General features: G+C 36.4%; 18 protein-coding genes. 12 read left to right on the forward strand and 6 right to left on the reverse strand.

The genetic code is table 11. The features are described 5' to 3' along the window. Positions 1–22: 22 nt before the first annotated feature. On the forward strand, positions 23–1,306 hold the full coding sequence (nhaD, locus tag FIT63_RS02710; protein WP_140006447.1) for a sodium:proton antiporter NhaD: 1,284 nt from the start codon (positions 23–25) through the stop codon (positions 1,304–1,306). A 55-nt stretch (positions 1,307–1,361) separates the two neighbouring features. On the opposite strand, the gene FIT63_RS02715 is transcribed toward nhaD, so the two are convergent. The 4 genes from FIT63_RS02715 to FIT63_RS02730 form a co-directional block, all read right to left on the reverse strand. Then, positions 1,362–1,595: a helix-turn-helix domain-containing protein gene (locus FIT63_RS02715; RefSeq protein ID WP_223259942.1), complete on the reverse strand. Its 234-nt coding sequence runs from the start codon at positions 1,593–1,595 to the stop codon at positions 1,362–1,364. Beyond that, positions 1,579–1,839, reverse strand: coding sequence for a helix-turn-helix domain-containing protein (locus tag FIT63_RS02720; RefSeq protein WP_140006448.1), 261 nt, complete (start codon positions 1,837–1,839; stop codon positions 1,579–1,581). Before FIT63_RS02720 ends, FIT63_RS02715 begins: the two co-directional genes overlap by 17 nt. A 164-nt stretch (positions 1,840–2,003) precedes the next feature. Next, complete coding sequence (locus FIT63_RS02725) at positions 2,004–2,711, reverse strand: hypothetical protein (protein ID WP_140006449.1); 708 nt, start codon at positions 2,709–2,711, stop codon at positions 2,004–2,006. Between the two features lie 172 nt (positions 2,712–2,883). After that, positions 2,884–4,140 carry a Y-family DNA polymerase gene (locus FIT63_RS02730; protein ID WP_140006450.1) on the reverse strand — a complete coding sequence of 419 codons (1,257 nt, stop codon included), beginning with the start codon at positions 4,138–4,140 and terminating at the stop codon, positions 2,884–2,886. 85 nt (positions 4,141–4,225) lie between these two features. Between FIT63_RS02730 and FIT63_RS02735 the strand changes: the two genes are divergently transcribed. Then, on the forward strand, positions 4,226–4,540 hold the full coding sequence (locus FIT63_RS02735; protein ID WP_140006451.1) for a hypothetical protein: 315 nt from the start codon (positions 4,226–4,228) through the stop codon (positions 4,538–4,540). 69 nt (positions 4,541–4,609) lie between these two features. After that, positions 4,610–6,655: a TonB-dependent receptor gene (locus tag FIT63_RS02740; protein WP_140006452.1), complete on the forward strand. Its 2,046-nt coding sequence runs from the start codon at positions 4,610–4,612 to the stop codon at positions 6,653–6,655. Between the two features lie 97 nt (positions 6,656–6,752). On the opposite strand, the gene FIT63_RS02745 is transcribed toward FIT63_RS02740, so the two are convergent. Further along, on the reverse strand, positions 6,753–7,235 hold the full coding sequence (locus tag FIT63_RS02745; RefSeq protein ID WP_140006453.1) for a toxin-antitoxin system YwqK family antitoxin: 483 nt from the start codon (positions 7,233–7,235) through the stop codon (positions 6,753–6,755). A gap of 240 nt (positions 7,236–7,475) precedes the next feature. Here FIT63_RS02745 and FIT63_RS02750 point away from each other — a divergent pair, with 240 nt between their 5' ends. From FIT63_RS02750 to FIT63_RS02785, 8 genes are all read left to right on the forward strand, one after another. Continuing rightward, positions 7,476–8,087: an alternative oxidase gene (locus FIT63_RS02750; protein WP_140006454.1), complete on the forward strand. Its 612-nt coding sequence runs from the start codon at positions 7,476–7,478 to the stop codon at positions 8,085–8,087. Positions 8,088–8,109: 22 nt separating this feature from the next. Next, positions 8,110–8,538: a DUF4399 domain-containing protein gene (locus FIT63_RS02755; protein ID WP_140006455.1), complete on the forward strand. Its 429-nt coding sequence runs from the start codon at positions 8,110–8,112 to the stop codon at positions 8,536–8,538. A 13-nt stretch (positions 8,539–8,551) separates the two neighbouring features. After that, positions 8,552–9,151 carry a cation efflux transmembrane domain-containing protein gene (locus tag FIT63_RS02760; protein WP_140006456.1) on the forward strand — a complete coding sequence of 200 codons (600 nt, stop codon included), beginning with the start codon at positions 8,552–8,554 and terminating at the stop codon, positions 9,149–9,151. A gap of 66 nt (positions 9,152–9,217) precedes the next feature. Then, positions 9,218–9,874 carry a DUF4136 domain-containing protein gene (locus FIT63_RS02765; RefSeq protein ID WP_140006457.1) on the forward strand — a complete coding sequence of 219 codons (657 nt, stop codon included), beginning with the start codon at positions 9,218–9,220 and terminating at the stop codon, positions 9,872–9,874. Between the two features lie 6 nt (positions 9,875–9,880). After that, a complete protein-coding gene (locus tag FIT63_RS02770; protein WP_140006458.1) occupies positions 9,881–10,510 on the forward strand; it encodes a DUF6134 family protein in 630 nt (209 codons plus the stop codon). A 153-nt stretch (positions 10,511–10,663) separates the two neighbouring features. After that, positions 10,664–12,001, forward strand: a complete 1,338-nt coding sequence (locus tag FIT63_RS02775) for a hypothetical protein (RefSeq protein ID WP_140006459.1) — start codon at positions 10,664–10,666, stop codon at positions 11,999–12,001. Between the two features lie 13 nt (positions 12,002–12,014). After that, positions 12,015–12,479: a hypothetical protein gene (locus FIT63_RS02780; protein WP_140006460.1), complete on the forward strand. Its 465-nt coding sequence runs from the start codon at positions 12,015–12,017 to the stop codon at positions 12,477–12,479. Positions 12,480–12,617: 138 nt separating this feature from the next. Continuing rightward, positions 12,618–13,955: a CorA family divalent cation transporter gene (locus FIT63_RS02785; protein WP_140006461.1), complete on the forward strand. Its 1,338-nt coding sequence runs from the start codon at positions 12,618–12,620 to the stop codon at positions 13,953–13,955. 81 nt (positions 13,956–14,036) lie between these two features. Here the strand turns inward: FIT63_RS02785 and FIT63_RS02790 are convergent, their stop codons facing one another. Next, on the reverse strand, positions 14,037–16,178 hold the full coding sequence (locus FIT63_RS02790; protein ID WP_140006462.1) for a YgiQ family radical SAM protein: 2,142 nt from the start codon (positions 16,176–16,178) through the stop codon (positions 14,037–14,039). 85 nt (positions 16,179–16,263) lie between these two features. On the opposite strand from FIT63_RS02790, the gene FIT63_RS02795 reads away from it, so the two are divergent. Then, entirely contained in the window at positions 16,264–17,007 is a 744-nt protein-coding gene (locus FIT63_RS02795; RefSeq protein WP_140006463.1) for a sulfite exporter TauE/SafE family protein, read from the forward strand. Positions 17,008–17,016: the final 9 nt, after the last annotated feature.

Below are 17,016 nucleotides of genomic sequence, written 5' to 3' on the forward strand. Positions count from 1 at the left end.
AATAACTTGCCATTTAAATATTATGCTTAGCGCTCTCATTATTATTTTTGTAATAACATATGCCGCAATTACGCTTGAACATTCGATAAAAATCAATAAGTCAGCTACTGCACTATTGGGCGCAGGATTGCTATGGACCATTTATGCGGTTTCAACAGGTGATCATTTACTTGTGAGTCATCAATTGAGTGAGTCTATTGCTTCTACTGCAGAAATTGTTTTCTTCTTAATTGGTGCGATGACCATTGTCGAAGTCATAGATGCGCATAATGGTTTTGAAGTGATTACATCTCGTATTAAAACTAAAAAGCTTTCACATTTATTATGGATAGTTGGGTTTCTATCCTTTTTCTTGAGTGCAGTCCTAGATAATTTAACTACCACAATCGTGATGATTTCACTTACAAGGAAACTATTACAAAAACAAGAAGATAGGCTTCTTTTTGCAGCAATGGTAGTGATTTCTGCTAATGCAGGCGGTGCTTGGTCTCCTATCGGCGATGTTACAACGACCATGTTATGGATAGGTGGGCAGATAACATCACTAGCTATTATTAAAGGGTTGTTCTTAGCTTCATTAGCTAATCTTATTGCACCATTATTGTTCGTTAGCCATACCATGCGAGGCAAACTTATTTCATCTCAAACTAAAACATATAACGCCTCTTCAATGCTGACTTCTAATTTTGAGCGAAATACGATGTTTTATTTAGGACTCGGTATTTTAATACTAGTGCCTGTGTTTAAAACACTGACTCATTTACCACCTTTTATGGGAATACTTTTTGGTTTAGGCTTGCTTTGGCTGGTTGGAGATTTAATACATTACAAGAAAGAAGATGCTGATAAACAGCAATTTACTCTAGCTCACGCTTTGCATCGTATTGATATGACATCGATTGTCTTTTTCATTGGTATTTTATTGGCTGTCGCAACACTCGAGCATAGCCATATACTTCACTCACTCTCTGATTTTTTAGATAAAACGGTGGGTCGTCAGGATTATATTGTGACGTTATTGGGATTATTGAGTGCAATTGTAGATAATGTGCCCCTTGTCGCTGCTTCAATGGGGATGTATGACTTAGCAAAATATCCAGCTGATAGTTTCTTATGGGAATTTATGGCGTATTGTGCAGGTACAGGTGGGTCGATACTCATTATTGGTTCAGCTGCAGGTGTTGCAGCAATGGGCTTAGAAAAAATACCATTCTTTTGGTACGTTAAAAAGATTAGTTGGTTAGCTTTAATTGGTTATTTTGCAGGGATAGCTGTTTATATCACTCAATATAATCTAACTCATTAAAAATGTTGGTTTCACTTTTTAATTTTTTATGAATATCAAGAATTTCGACGCTCATTCAAATCGTACTCTCAACCTCATCTATCAAAACACTTGGTTTTAATTTCAAAGCATCTGCTAGTTTAAATACAGTGAATAAGCTTGGATCTTTTTTACCCATTTCTAAATCACTGATATAAGCGCGAGATAAATTAGCTTCTGTAGCTAAAATTTCTTGAGTTAATAATTTTGCTAACCTTCTCTTCCTTAAGGTCTTTCCAAAAGCGGCATCTAATTTAATTAATGATATCAAGATCAGACTCAAATTGAGTAACCACAGTATTTAAATCAATATTTAATAATTCAGCATAGCGTTTTATGACAATCTGTCTTAAGAACCCATAGGAAGTTGCACTATTTAATTCAATATCTCCTATTTGGTGGCTTGAAGAGCAGAGGGCATATGCAATATCGCCAATACTTTTATTTTGGGCGACTCTTGCTTGCCTTAAAATATTCCCATCGTAGATAAGTTTTGTTGGCATTATTAATTTCATCTTTTGTTAATATCTTTTTATTGGCTAATAAGAGATAATTTTTTGCAAATCTAAAGGAAGAAAACCTAAAAGTTTTATTTAAATGCACCTAAACTCTCTTATTTTTTTACAATTAAGATTAAATAATGCGCTTAATTTAATTGCAAACTGCCACTTTTAAAGCACTAAATTTTAGCTAAGAATTGACGTTCAGAAATTTCTTGATGGGAAATGGTGAGACATTGGTTTTCTTTTTCATGAAAAGAGGAAATCTCTGCTATAAACCAATGTTTTTTAGATGGGGCATGACAAGGGTATTTAAATGCAAACTTTTTCCGAGGATTTTTGGCTAGATCTCGAATTGCAGAAGCTGTTTCCCTTGCATTTTCTTTTTCCGGACCCTTGACCTTATCTAATATCTCTAGATAATTTGCACCTTCACAAAGAGCGGTCGTTTTATGTAAAGGGGGATTGCGATTAGCCGCTGCTCTCCAAGCCTCATTGACCAAAATAATGGTGCCGTCTTTATCCATGATAGCTATACGAGGAGAGGCAAAATTTAAAGCATTACGTGCAAAAACTTCTATTTTTCTTAAGCGCTGTATTTTACTTGGTGGGTAATTTTCTACATCAACCTCAACTTCTGTTGAAGATAAATATACATAATCAGAATTTAGATTAAGCCATTGAATAAGCACAAGAAGTCGTTCGGATTCCGGCATTGTTAAGCCATTAATCCATTTTCTTGCAGTTTCCCTTGTGATTGGTTTTACTGAGCGTAAATTGAAATCATCAGAGAATTTTTGTGCAGTTGGAATGCGACCAAACTTATTCACTAAACCTGAGCGCAGAACAATAGAAAATCTTTCCAAAATATTTGCTTTGGTATTCAAAATAGTTTTTTTCTTAGATAGCCTTTATAAGTTTTAGTTACACGACTATGCGCTATTTATGGAATACAAAGGGATATTCTTTGTTACACATCTAGTTACAATTGCCACTTTATAATTGCTATTTCAATTGTGTGATTTAATTCTAATGATCAAAAATTATGATGCTTTAGATTTAGTGTGCGATGATTAACTGATCCCAGTTAGTTGTGTAGTTTCTTGATTTAAAGTTAGCTTTCATTTCCCATTCTTTTGTAATACCTTCACTGCCTAACCTTAATTTACCTTTCCATCTTTGATTGATGGTATCCATCACCCTCATACGAGAATTTGAAATTGTGTTGTTGAATAAATTGCCTTGCACTTTATCTTTGGAAGTTAAATTACATAATGTAATACCAGCTTTTTGATAGTCAAAACCATCGCGGTAAATATAATCTAATCCCAATAAGGAAGCATTGGTTAATACTATGGTGTCATCACTTGGTTGAAATAATGGAATGTTGACTCCATTAGCATATTGTTTTTTATCATTATGGGGGCTTGTTCTTATATAGATATATAAAGAGGTGGCTACAGAATTTTGCTTTCTCATTCTTTCAGCAGCACGGCTGGTATATGAAGTCACAGCCTCTATGAGTTCTTGTTTGTCTCTCACTCGTCTACCAAAAGAACGGGATACGATAATCTCTTTATTAGGTTCTTCTATATCTTTTAATTCTATACACATCACGCCATTAAGTTCACGCACCGTCTTTTCAAGAACAATGCTAAATTGTTGACGTATATAGTCTGGATCTGCATGTTTTAAATCTAGGACAGATATGATGCCAAGCTGATTAAGTTTAGGCGCTAATGATCTACCAACCCCCCAAACATCAGAAACGGGAAAATGACTCATCCAGGTTTCAAGCGTATCTTCATCCATGACATTTAAATTACATACACCTTTAAACGACGGATTCTTTTTTGCAATGTGATTAGCTAATTTTGATAATGTTTTAGTAGAGCCAATACCAATAGAAACAGGCAATCCTGACCATTGCTTAATTTTAGTTTTAATTTGCTGGCCATACTTAATAAGATCTTTGGACTTGAATGAGGTTAGGTCTAAGAATGATTCATCCACGGAATAGACTTCTTGGTCAGGACTAAATTTGGATAACAATGTCATTACGCGATGGCTCATATCTAGATAGAGTGTGTAGTTAGATGAGAGAGCTGTGACATTCTCTTGCTTGGCAAACTCTTTAAGTTTAAACCAAGGTGTTCCCATTTTAATACCAAGCTCTTTAGCTTCATTAGAACGAGAGATAGCACAGCCATCGTTGTTACTTAATACCACCACTGGTTTATTTTCTAGTTTAGGATTAAACACTCTTTCACAGCTAACGTAGAAGTTATTAACATCAATAAGGGCGATGGATCTCATAGATTTATTTTACTTGAAAATAAGCGGTTCGAGCAGGTTCGGGCGTGGGGATTTTGCTTTAATAGAATTGTGCTAAACTATTGCGATGTTTAAGCGCTTTTATAGTATTTTATGTTTAATCTTTTTGTTTGCTTTTAGTCAGCAAGCAGCGATTGCGCATGAAATTTCTCATATACAGGAACACACCCAAAAGACTCAATCTCATAAGTCAGACCTGAGTTCTTGTAGCCAATGTATTGGTTTCGCAAAACTTCAGCATATAAATGATGGTGAATTTGCTTTCAATCTTGAAGAGTTAAATCATTACACAGTATTTGTAGTCCAATCTAATTCATATGAATCTCTCACAGCAATTCACTTTGCTGCTCGCGCCCCACCCCAAACCTCAACATTAAATTAAATTTAATTTACCTCCTTAAATCTTTTAAGGACGTTTGCTTTACTAATTTTTTATTGAAGAGGTTTCAAAATGAAACTTAAAAAAATAACATTCATATTGCTTTTTATTTTTACTTATCCAGCGCTAGCTGCGGATAAAGCAATTTTAACTGTACCTACTACAGCGGTGACTGGCAATCCTTTGGGTGTTAGTTCTGATCAAATGGTGATACCGATTTCTATTCTTAATGGTCGGGAACTTTCATTAAAAAGAGAAAATACTTTAGCTGAAACATTAAATAGCATTCCGGGTGTTAGCAATAGTTCTTTTGGTCCCTCAGCAGGGCGCCCTATGATCAGAGGAATGGATAGTGATCGTATTAAGATCTTACAAAATGGCGTCAATAATTTAGATGCTTCTAACTTAAGTTTTGACCATGGCGTATCGATTGACCCTTTAATTATTGAACAAATTGATGTCATTCGAGGACCCGCCACACTTCTTTATGGAGGTGGTGCAGTCGGTGGTGTAGTAAATGCTATTGATCATCGAATCCCTAAAGAGAAATTTGAAGGTATTACAGGTCGAGGTGAAGTGCGTTATGGCGGAGCTAATTTAGAACAAAGCAATGCGGCAGTGGTTGATGTAGGTACAGGTAATTTTGTGATGCACTTCGATGCCTATAATCGAGATGCTAAAAACTTAAAGATTCCACGCAATGCGGTCTCGAATAGAAAAAGAGATACTCAATCTTGGCAGGTCCAAGAGGGAGGCGCAGGGGGTTTCGCTCCGAGTGGTGAATACGGTATTCATAAGCTTATTAATAGCCAATCAGAAACTAAAGGAGGCGCTATAGGAGCGTCCATGATTTTTGATAGAGGTTATGCTGGCGTGAGCTATGCCAAACATCAAACACAATACGGAAGCCCATTAGAGTCAGCAGTTTCTATTGATATGGATAACGATCGTTTTGATTTTGCATCTGAGATTAGAGATCTTGGCACATTCTTTGATCGTGCCAAATTTCGAGCTGCTTATACTGATTACATGCATAAAGAAATTGAAGGCGGTGCGATCAATACCACATTTAAAAACCAAGGTGTTGATGGTACTTTTGAATTAGGCCATCAACCAATTCTAGGTATCAAAGGTGTTATGGGCTTGCAATTTGAAAGCGGAAAATTTCAAGCGTTAGGTGCGGAGGCCTTTGTTCCTTCATCGAAAACTAATAGTCAGTCGGCTTATCTCTATGAAGAACTACCCATCAACCAACATAAAGTAACCTTTGGTTTAAGGCATGGGGAGCATGATGTAGATTCTAAAGGAGGTGGAAATTTTACAGCCGCTAACAAGAGTTTCAAAACAAATAATGGGGCGATTGGCGGACTTTATACTTTAAATTCTCAATGGTCTTTAGCTGGGAACCTAAGTCATAATGAACGCGCGCCATCTTACTTCGAGCTATATGCAAATGGCGTTCATGCTGCAACCGGGGCATATGAGCAAGGACAAACTAATTTAAAGATTGAAGAATCTAATGGATTGGATGGCCAGATACGTTGGAAAACTGGACAAGATAGTTTGACTTTGGGTGCCTATTCCACGAAGTTTTCAAATTATATTGGTTTGATTTCAAGTGATGCTCATAATGCAGGCACTCAGAATTATAAGCCTTCTATATTTACAGGAATCAAAGCTGAATTTAAAGGCGTTGAGTTAGAAGGCAAGAGTATGCTCACTGATAACTTACAGTTAAATGTAAGAGGTGATTATGTGGATGCCAAAGATAAAACGAATGGAGGTTATGTGCCTCGTATATCACCCCTTAAATTAGGCGTAGGGCTTAAGTATGAGTTTGATCGTTTTGGCGCAAGGTTAGATGTGCTTCATGCTTTTAAGCAAGATCGTGTTGCGATAAATTATAACTATATAGCAGGCAAAGAACTTATTACTGATGCTTATACAAACATCAGTATGATGGCGACTTACAAGTTACCCACACAATATAATTTAGAAGCTTTTACAAAAGCTAATAATTTATTGGACGAAGAAATTCGTGAGCATGCATCTTTCTTAAAAGATATAGCTCCGATGGGGAGACGGTCAATCATGTTTGGACTTCGAGGAGACTTCTAGAAGAGGTAACTTGAGGTTCAGGTAAAGAAATTTTGCCTAGGTTGAAATAGGATTATGTTGTAGAGATGTTAAAAACATTAACTCTTAAATAATCTATTTAGTAAACTGGTTTACTATCCTTATCTAATGACTTAGATTTGTATAATGTTTTAGATTTGACGTCACCATTTCTTTCCCAATAGGTTTCGTACCCAACTTTTTCACCATTTACAAAATTAGATTCAGATCGCTTGTTGCCGTTATCATAAAAAAGTATAAACAAACCATCTTCCTTTCCATTTTTGTAATGGGCTTCTAGTTTTAGTTGGCCATTTTCGAACCACTGATTCCAGATACCATCTTCTTTATCATTTTTATAAGTTGTCTGGATATATTTTCCACCACTGATATACCAGAAAATTTCTAAACCTTCTTTTTTACCATTAACATAATTAACTTCATACTTTAAATTTCCATTGTGGTACTTTTCGGTATATTTACCAGTTAATGGTTTTTCTGGTGAATCATTAGCTTGTGTTGCAAAGGAAAGGAGGAGGATACTTAAAAGATAAAATAGCTTAAAGTTTTTAATAGATAACATATTAAAATATTACCTTATTGTTATCGTTAGCAGTCGATACCTCGAGGCATAAGACTAAAAGTAAGGAAATAAGAGGTTTCATAAAAATACCCATATAAATTTAATGATTTTTTGTCATATATTATCGGAAAAAGTTCACAATAAGAGCCAATAAGAATTCAAACTGGAATAATATAAAATATCAATAATCTGAATATTTTGGATTGAACTCACGAGGTTAAATTAACTCTTAAAAACACTATGTTAAAAAAAATAATTCATCATGAAGCCAAAAGCCCGTCCGATTACTTTGCTTTAGTTTGCACTAAATTCCTGCGCGTTTTTGCCGATACTTTTTTTGCAGGGCGATATGGACATAGGGCGGTCGTTTTAGAGACGGTTGCTGGTGTGCCGGGGATGGTGGGTGGCACATTACAGCACCTGAAGTCTTTGAGGCGTATAGAAAATGATCAAGGATGGATAAAGACACTTCTAGACGAGGCTGAGAATGAACGCATGCATTTAATGACTTTCATTGAAATTGCCAAACCCAATAGCTTTGAGAGACTTTTGATTATTTTAGCGCAAGGCATTTTCTATAATTTATTCTTTTTGCTTTATTTAATATCATCCAAAACAGCCCATCGTTTAGTGGGCTATTTTGAAGAAGAGGCTGTTTATAGCTACACAGAATATTTACAAGGAATTCGAGAAGGTAAATATGAGAATATTCCAGCTCCTCAAATAGCTATTGATTACTGGCATCTTAAAAAAAATGCACGGTTAAGTGATGTGATTCTGGCTGTTAGAAAAGATGAAATGAATCATAGAGATGTAAACCATTCCTTTTCGAATCACCTTTCTAAATCATAATATTTCAGAAGGACAATTACTGATGAAAATAAAAACTCTTTTATTTGTAGGCGTATTCTCTCTTCTTCTTCTTTCCTTAAATATTTTCTCCTACCCAAGAGACGGGGGGTCATTAAGCAAGCCCTCAGTGAATTTTGCTAACCTAAAAGATGGAGATAAAGTCACAAGCCCCTTTAAGGTGATCTTTGAATTAAATGGCATGTTGATTAGCCCTGCAGGAGAATATGTAGAAGGCTCGGGCCATCATCATTTATTGATTAATCAGCCATATATTGCAAAAGGCCTTCCAATCCCCGCAGATTCAAATCATTTACATTTTGGTAAAGGACAGAAAGAAGTCGAGCTTAACCTAACATCTGGCATCTATATACTTACCCTGCAGTTTGCAGATGGTTATCATCGCTCGTATGGCTTGGAGTTGAGTAAAACTATTAAAATTGAAGTGCAATAATTATTTTTAATTTATGACTTTTGATCATAAACAAGATGCGCAATTTGCAAAATCAGTTTTATTTGTTGCATTTGCTAATTTAGCTTATTTCTTTGTAGAGTTTATAGTCGCAAACAATATACATTCAACCTCTCTTTTTGCAGACAGCATTGATTTTCTCGAAGATGCCTCAATCAATATTCTTATTTTTTTAGCGCTTGGATGGTCAGTAAAAAATAAAGAAAGACTGGGTAAATGTTTAGCAGTTATTTTGGTAGTACCTGCAATTGCTTTTTTATATACAACCTGGCAAAAGTTTAATATGCCTTCAATTCCAGATCCATCTATGCTCTCTTTGACGGGGTTAGGGGCTCTTCTGGTTAACCTTAGCTGTACTTTTGTTTTAATTCGATTTAGAGATTATCAAGGCAGTTTAACAAGAGCCGCTTTTCTTTCTGCACGAAATGATGCATTAGCTAATATAGGTATTATTATTGCGGGCTTAATAGGATTCATTTGGTTATCGATGTGGCCAGACCTCATTGTGGGGTTCTTTATTATGGCCATCAATCTTGATGCTGCAAAAGAAATCTGGGAGGCTTCAGAGCATCACGAAATACCTTTAAAGCCTTAATTTTTAAATGCGCAGTGATTAAGGCTAAATTAAGGAACAAAAAATAAATTATAAGGTCGTATTGATATGAAATTTTTCTTCTTGTTTCTTAGTTTTCTTTCATTAATAAGCATTAGTGGTTGTCAGAGCCTTGCAGAAAAAAATCCCGTACTTAAAGGTGAGCTTACTGTGTTCCATGATCTTCCCAGTGACTTCAAACCTCCTACTATTGCGATAGTGCCATGGCACCAATCACAAAAAGGTTCTTTGGAGTTTAAAAATTATGCAGCAATCCTTAAAGATCGTATCGAAAAATTAGGCTTTACTGTTATTGATCACTCCAAAAAACCAGAATTACTACTTTTCTTTGATTATGGCGACGACATGGGAAAAGAGATGACCGAGACTTACACCGTCCCTGATTTCGGCATGATAGGTTATTCGGGATATTCACTAAATTCATGGTCTATGTATCCAGGGTTGCCTATGTATGGATATCGTGGCTACCAAACTCATACTAACAAATATACGCTGTATACAAGATATATCCATATTGATATAGCAAAACCTAAATCTAAAGACAAAGAGCTCGATAAAGTTTACGAGGGGAGTCTGAGAAGTAAAGGGACATGTTCAAAACTCACTACGACACTTCCATATTTAATTGATATGTATTTCAATAATTTCCCGGGAAAAAATAATGAGACTCAATCATTAGAAAAATCTTGGAATGGTGTTTGTTAGTTTTTTATGAATAATTACTCTTTTAAAAAATTTAGTGTTGTTTTACTTTTTCTCCCAATTTTTTGTTTTGCAAAAGACTGGAATTTTGACGTACTTATGGATGGTAAATTAATTGGCGAACATACCTTTCAATTAAAAGAAGAAGAAAAATTTCATCAGCTGACGAGCAATGCAAACTTTAAAGTTACAGTCTTATCTATACCTGTTTACAAATATAAACATATATCGCAGGAGCTATGGAATAAAAACTGCCTTCACTCGATAAACGCTTCAACGCAAGATGGAGGCGACGCATACAAAGTGCTTGGAAAATTTGAAGTCAATACGTTTAAGTTAATCGAACCTGCAAAAGAAACCTTTTCTGCAGAGTGCCCTATGACTTTCAGCTATTGGAATCCACTGATGTTAAAACAAAGTAAATTATTAAATGCCCAGATGGGTGATTACGCTGAAGTACAAATTAAAAGTTTAGGTAAGGAAGTTATTAAGGTAAAAAATGAAAATATAGAAGCTGACTCATATCGAATAACAGCTCCTAAAATTAATATCCAGATTTGGTATAAAGATAATAAGGAATGGGTTAAGTTAGAGTCAATTACACCTGACGACCATCATATTTCCTACATCCTTAAGTAGATTTGGCGGGGCGTAATAGTGTTATGTGACTAAGTGTCAAAATTTTGACTCTTATTAAAGTTAAGATATCAAAAATAATCCTGCAAATTTTGTAATATTTAAAACAGCTTTGATATTTTTTCTTATTTTATTGGTACATTAAAAAAGGTCTTTATGAAGTTATTACTAAAAACGTTATTTGTCACGATAGTATTTTCTAGCAATGTTATTTCGGCGCCAGCCTACATCATTCCCACTTTACCTGGCTGGCAAGTGCAACCAATTATCACTGTGGGTGAACAATCTCCCAACGGCTATACCATGGCAGGTGTGCCAGATGGTTTAGGTGTTTTTGCGAATAACGACGGCACTTTTAGTTTACTTATGAACCATGAGATAGCTCACGATAAAGGCATTGCTCGAGCTCATGGAGAAAAGGGTGCGTTTGTTTCTCGCTGGGTTATCGATATTGAAAGTCTGAAGACGAGAAGCGGGGCGGACTTAATTAAATCAACGGTTCCAGCGGGTTTGAATTTTAATCGATTTTGTTCTGCGGATTTACCCCCGTCCTCGGCTTTCTATAATGCAGTGACTCGAAAGGGATATAACGGGCAGCTCTTTTTAAATGGCGAAGAAGATAAAGCAGGCGGACGCGCATTTGCTCACAGCTTAGAAGGTATCAGTTATTTAATGCCTGATTTTGGTCATATTGCATGGGAAAATTTATTGGCTAATCCTTCAAGCCAAGATCGCACTTTGGTCATAGGTTTAGATGATATTCAGGATGGTTTGCTATTAGTCTATCTGGGCAATAAAACGAAGGTGGGAAATCCGGTTGAACAATCTGGATTAATTGGTGGGCAGTTGTATGCGATTAAAGCCACTAACGAGCGCTTTAGTTTAGTGCCCTTGAAAGCTATGGCAAGTTTAGATGGCAAAACTCTCAGAGAAGAAGCTAAAAAACTTGGTGCCACTGGCTTTGCAAGACCAGAAGATGGGGCTTGGGATGCTTTAGATGCAAGCAAATTTTGGTTTGCCACTACTGATAAATTTGGAGGCGACAGTCGATTAAATCAATTGATTTTTGATGACATCTCAAACCCTTTGCATGGTGGACGAATTAGTTCTCCACTCAGTGCGCAAAGTATAGGGGCTGAAATGTTCGATAATTTAGTTGTAGATGGCGATGGTCGAGTGTTGGTGCAAGAAGATCCAGGAGAAAATAACCGTTTAGCAGCGATTTGGATGTATGAGCCTGCTATTAATAAAACCACTAAACTATTTGAATCTAATCCTGAGTTATTTAAACCTGGGGCAGTTGATTTTATGACGATCGATGAAGAGCATTCAGGTATTGTTGAAATTACATCCTTATTGCAGAAAGCTTCATGGTTTGATGTTAAACGCAGATATTATCTTGGCACTACACAGGCGCATCTTGATCATAAAGATACAAAGTTAGTTGAGCATGGTCAGCTATGGTTGATATCAGGCCCATCAATAAAAAATTAATCGTTAGATTATTGTGGATACATTAAGTCACGCCTTATGGGGCTATGGATTATTTGGATATAAGAGATATCCTTGGACTGCAATTTTTTATGGTGCAATGCCAGACTTAATTTCATTTGGCTTATTTTTACTTATGAATGTTGCAACAGGAAATTGGTATTTCGGTAAGCCTTCCTTGGCGTCTATTCCAGACTGGCTCTTCTTAACTTACTCAGTCGGCCACAGTTTCATTATATGTTTGCCGATTATCTATTGTGTTTATCGCTTGAATCGAGCTTTAGCTATGGCCATGTTGGCCTGGCCATTTCATATTGTTCTTGATTTTCCATTTCACTCAAAAGCTTTTTTTGCCACTCCAATTTTTTGGCCTATATCAGATTTTAAGATAGACGGCATTCCATGGACGCATTGGTATATCTGGTATCCAAACATTTTATTTCTATCTATTTTGCTGATTTATCGCTTTAAGAAAAGATAAATTAAATTATTTTAAGTACGTACTAAATTCATCTTTTATAACTTCTTATTTTTTGTTGACTATTAAGGTTTCAATTTGATAGCTATTACTTTACAATTGCCGAAACCTTAAGCTTAATCTGAATTAGAGGCAATTATCATGTCAGAAAAAAACAACATTGATAAGAAATTATCTAGCATCAAAAATTTGCTAGCCAAGCAAAATTTAGTCGGAAGCCTCATTCTTAGGCAAGAAATGTCTCGCCAAGATATTGTCGAATCTTTGGTTCAAAAACAAAACTCAATCGAATTAGAAAGACTCATTAAGAAGCTTGAAGTGAATGAAATCGCTCGGATTCTAGAGCTTTTATTAGAACACGAGCGAATCGTCGTTTGGGATCATATTGAGTCAAGTCGTCGTGATGATGTACTACTTGAAGTTTCTGATGATATCCGCATGGACCTTGTGTCTGATGAAACTCCAAATAAAGAACAAATTACAGTGATTCGAGTATTCGACTTATTTAAAGGTCGCTTACGTCAGATACCTATATACAGCAGAAAAGATCTCGAAAAAGCGAAGCCTATCTGGGTAGATCTTGTGACTCCTGAAATTGAGCAGCTTGAATGGGCAAGGGAGATTTTTGGTGCTCATATCCCTAATCCTAATGAACTAACTGATCTGGAAACTAGCGCACGTTTTTATATTGAAGACAATGGTGAGATCCATCTACATTCTAATTTCTTACTCGACACCACTAAAGAATCTAAGAATGTCACCGTCGCCTTTGTGCTTAAAGACAAAATACTATTTACAGTGCGAAACGAAGAGTTGCCTGTATTTAGACTGCAACGTTTAAGAGCGCGCGCAGAAGCCGGTTATGTGTCACAAGCTAAAGATGTTTTATTAGACTTATATGCAGCAGATATTGAGTATTCAGCAAACGCATTAGAAGATGTTTACTCAAGATTAGAAAAAGTGGGCAGCCAAGTTGTGAAGTCTTACATGACGAATAGCCAAGCGGCAACGATACTTTCTGATATAGCGATCGAAGAAGACTTAAACGGTAAGATTAGACGCAATGTAATGGATACTAGAAACGCGCTATCATTTTTAATGCGCTCAAAGCTTTTATCTGCCAGTCAACATGAAGATGTTAAAGAAATTTTACGTGACATTGATTCACTAGATGGCCATACATCATTCTTATTTAATAAGATCAATTTCCAGATGGATGCCACAGTGGGTTTCTTGAACGTAAATCAAAATATTGATTTGAAAAGATTAACGATTATTAGTGTGGTCTTTATGCCAGTAAATATTATTGCAGGTATTGGCGGTATGTCTGAATTTAGCATGATGACTGATGGCATCCCATGGCCATTGGCTTATAGTTGCTTTATTTTAATGATGATTTCTATTGGAGTGCTGACTTTTATAGGTTTAAGAGCATTTGAAAATAAGCGCATTGAACGATTAAGATCTGAAAATAAATAAAAATTTTTTATAGATATAACAAAGCCACCCCTACGAGTGGCTTTTTTTCATTTCATTCCAACTTCTTGTTAAAGTTAATGCTTATCGAGCACGTTTGAATATTTTTGTTGTGGGCGTTTTATTTCTAGCAAATTGATGCATTCGTCTGGAATGATTTTCAGATAAAGGTTGTCTTGCAGGGATGAGATGTTTTTTGCTATCTCCAATCAAATCAGTTCGACCCATGCGCTGTAATGCTTCACGTAACATTGGCCAATTTTTAGGATCATGGTAACGAATGAATGCTTTATGTAGTCTTCGCACACCACCTGCTCGAGGAATAGGAATTTCTTCACTATCTTTCGTCACTTTGCGTAAAGGGTTTTTGCCTGAGTGGTACATAGCTGTGGCCATTGCCATCGGTGTTGGTGTGAACGTTTGTACCTGGTCTAATTTAAAATCGTGCTCTTTCAACCATAAAGCCAAGTTCATCATATCTTCATCAGTGGCACCTGGATGCGCTGCAATGAAGTAAGGAATTAAGTACTGTTCTTTACCAACTTCTTTTGAGAAGCGATCAAACATTTCTTTGAATTTATTATATGAACCTATACCTGGCTTCATCATTTTAGATAACACATTTTCCTCGGAGTGCTCAGGCGCAATTTTTAGATAGCCACCCACATGGTGCTGCACTAATTCTTTTACATATTCAGGCGAGGTAACAGCTAAGTCATAACGAAGGCCTGATCCAATAAGTACTTTTTTAATGCCTTTGGTATTTCTTGCTTTTCGATAGAGCTCTATGAGAGCAGTATGGTCGGTATTTAAATTTTCACAAATGCCTGGATAAACGCAAGAAAGTTTTCGACAAGAGGCTTCAATTTTTTCTGACTTACAAGCCATCCGATACATATTAGCTGTAGGTCCCCCGAGGTCTGAAATGACACCTGTAAATCCATCTACCTTATCTCTAATTTCTTCAACCTCTTTTAGGATGCTTTCTTCTGAACGACTCTGAATAATTCGACCTTCATGTTCTGTAATAGAACAGAAAGTGCACCCACCAAAACACCCGCGCATAATATTGACTGAGAAGCGAATCATTTCCCATGCAGAAATTTTCGCATCTCCGTAGCTAGGATGCGGTTTTCTTGCATAAGGAAGGTCGTATACATAATCCATTTCTTTTGTAGTGAGCGGAATAGGAGGGGGATTAAGCCAGACTTCTCTATCACCATGTTTTTGGATAAGCGCTCGCGCATTTCCTGGATTTGCTTCTAAATGAAGTACACGCGATGCATGTGCATAAAGTATAGGATCATCAACCACTTCCTCAAAGCTTGGTAAGCGAACGACTTGCATACTTCGATCAGCTTTTGTTTTTCGAACTATTTGAATGGCCTTCATGCCGTCAGGTAATTTTTCTTCACTCGATTTAGCGTTAGTTTCACAATCAGTCCCCGCGCCCATTTTCATTTCATAAGGGTCGACATGTGTTTCAACTTTTCCGGGACGATCAAGATGTGTGGAAGCTACCTCTTCCCAGCCTTCGGGAATTTTTTTACGTAAGAATGCTGTACCTCGAATATCTTGAATGTCTTCTAACTTTTCGCCATCAGCAATGCGATGTGTAAGTTCAATAAGAGCTCGTTCAGCGTTACCATATAACAAGATATCAGCCTTAGAATCGACAAGAACTGAGCGACGCACTTTATCAGACCAGTAGTCGTAATGTGCAATTCTACGAAGACTTGCTTCAATACTGCCTATCACTAAAGGCACATCAGAATATGCTTCACGACAACGTTGAGTATAAACAAGCACTGCTCGGTCAGGGCGTTTGCCAGCGATAGCTCCCGGGGTATAAGCATCATCTGAACGAATCTTTCTGTCAGCCGTATATCGGTTCACCATGCTATCCATATTGCCGGCCGTGATACCAAAATAAAGATTGGGTTTTCCTAGCGCCTTAAATGGCTCGGCACTTGACCAATCAGGCTGAGATAAAATACCCACTCGGAAGCCTTGATCCTCCAGCAACCGCCCAATTAAAGCCATACCAAAACTAGGGTGATCAATATATGCGTCACCCGTTACCAAAATAATGTCACAACTATCCCAGCCTAATACGTCCATTTCCTTACGTGTCATAGGGAGCATATGGGCCGTACCAAAGCGCTTCGCCCAATAAGGACGGTATTTATTAATCGCTTGCGGCGTTAAATGAGTCGTGTTTTGCATAGTTGAGTATTTTACCCTGATAAATCTATTTAACGCTTTATAATTAACTACTTAAAAGAATTAAACTCATCAAACTGGGGGCTTTATGAACTTTGAATTGATCGATTTAGCGATTAGCGTGTGTTTATTACTAGGCGCAGTCTTATATACATCTGTGGGACATGCGGGCGCTTCAATCTATATTGCGATCATGACATTATTTAATATTCCTAGCGCTGTGATTAAACCCACCGCATTAGTAATGAATATTTTTATTGCCTCATTGACGAGCTGGCGTTTCATAAGAAAAGGTTTTTTTGATTTTAAAGTCTTATTACCTATTGCTATAGGCGCAATACCTTTTGCATTTTTAGGCGGTTACATAAATGCGCCTAGTCATATTTATAAATCTATCGTGGGTATTATTCTTTTAATATCTGCTATTTCTCTTGTTACTAATCTTTCTAATAAAATCGATAAGAAACTTAAGAAACCACCGTTTATTTTGGCAATGATTATTGGCGCTTTAATTGGATTTTTAGCAGGCTTAACTGGAACAGGGGGAGGTATATTTTTATCCCCACTTATTTTATTTTTAGGGTGGAGTACAACTAAGACAACCTCAGGTATCACAGCACTTTTTATTTTAATTAATTCAAGTTTTGGTTTACTTGGAAATTATTCTTCTGTGCAAAATTTACCCGATCAATTGCCACTATTCATAGGGGCTACTTTGATAGGTGCTTTGATTGGTACAACGCTAGGCATAAAATTTTATACAGCTAATACCATTAAAAAAACATTAGCATTAGTTTTAGTGATTGCAGGATTTAAATTGCTACTTACTTGAAAGTAAAAA

This window comes from Candidatus Methylopumilus planktonicus (genome assembly GCF_006364715.1).
Taxonomy (GTDB): domain Bacteria; phylum Pseudomonadota; class Gammaproteobacteria; order Burkholderiales; family Methylophilaceae; genus Methylopumilus; species Methylopumilus planktonicus_A.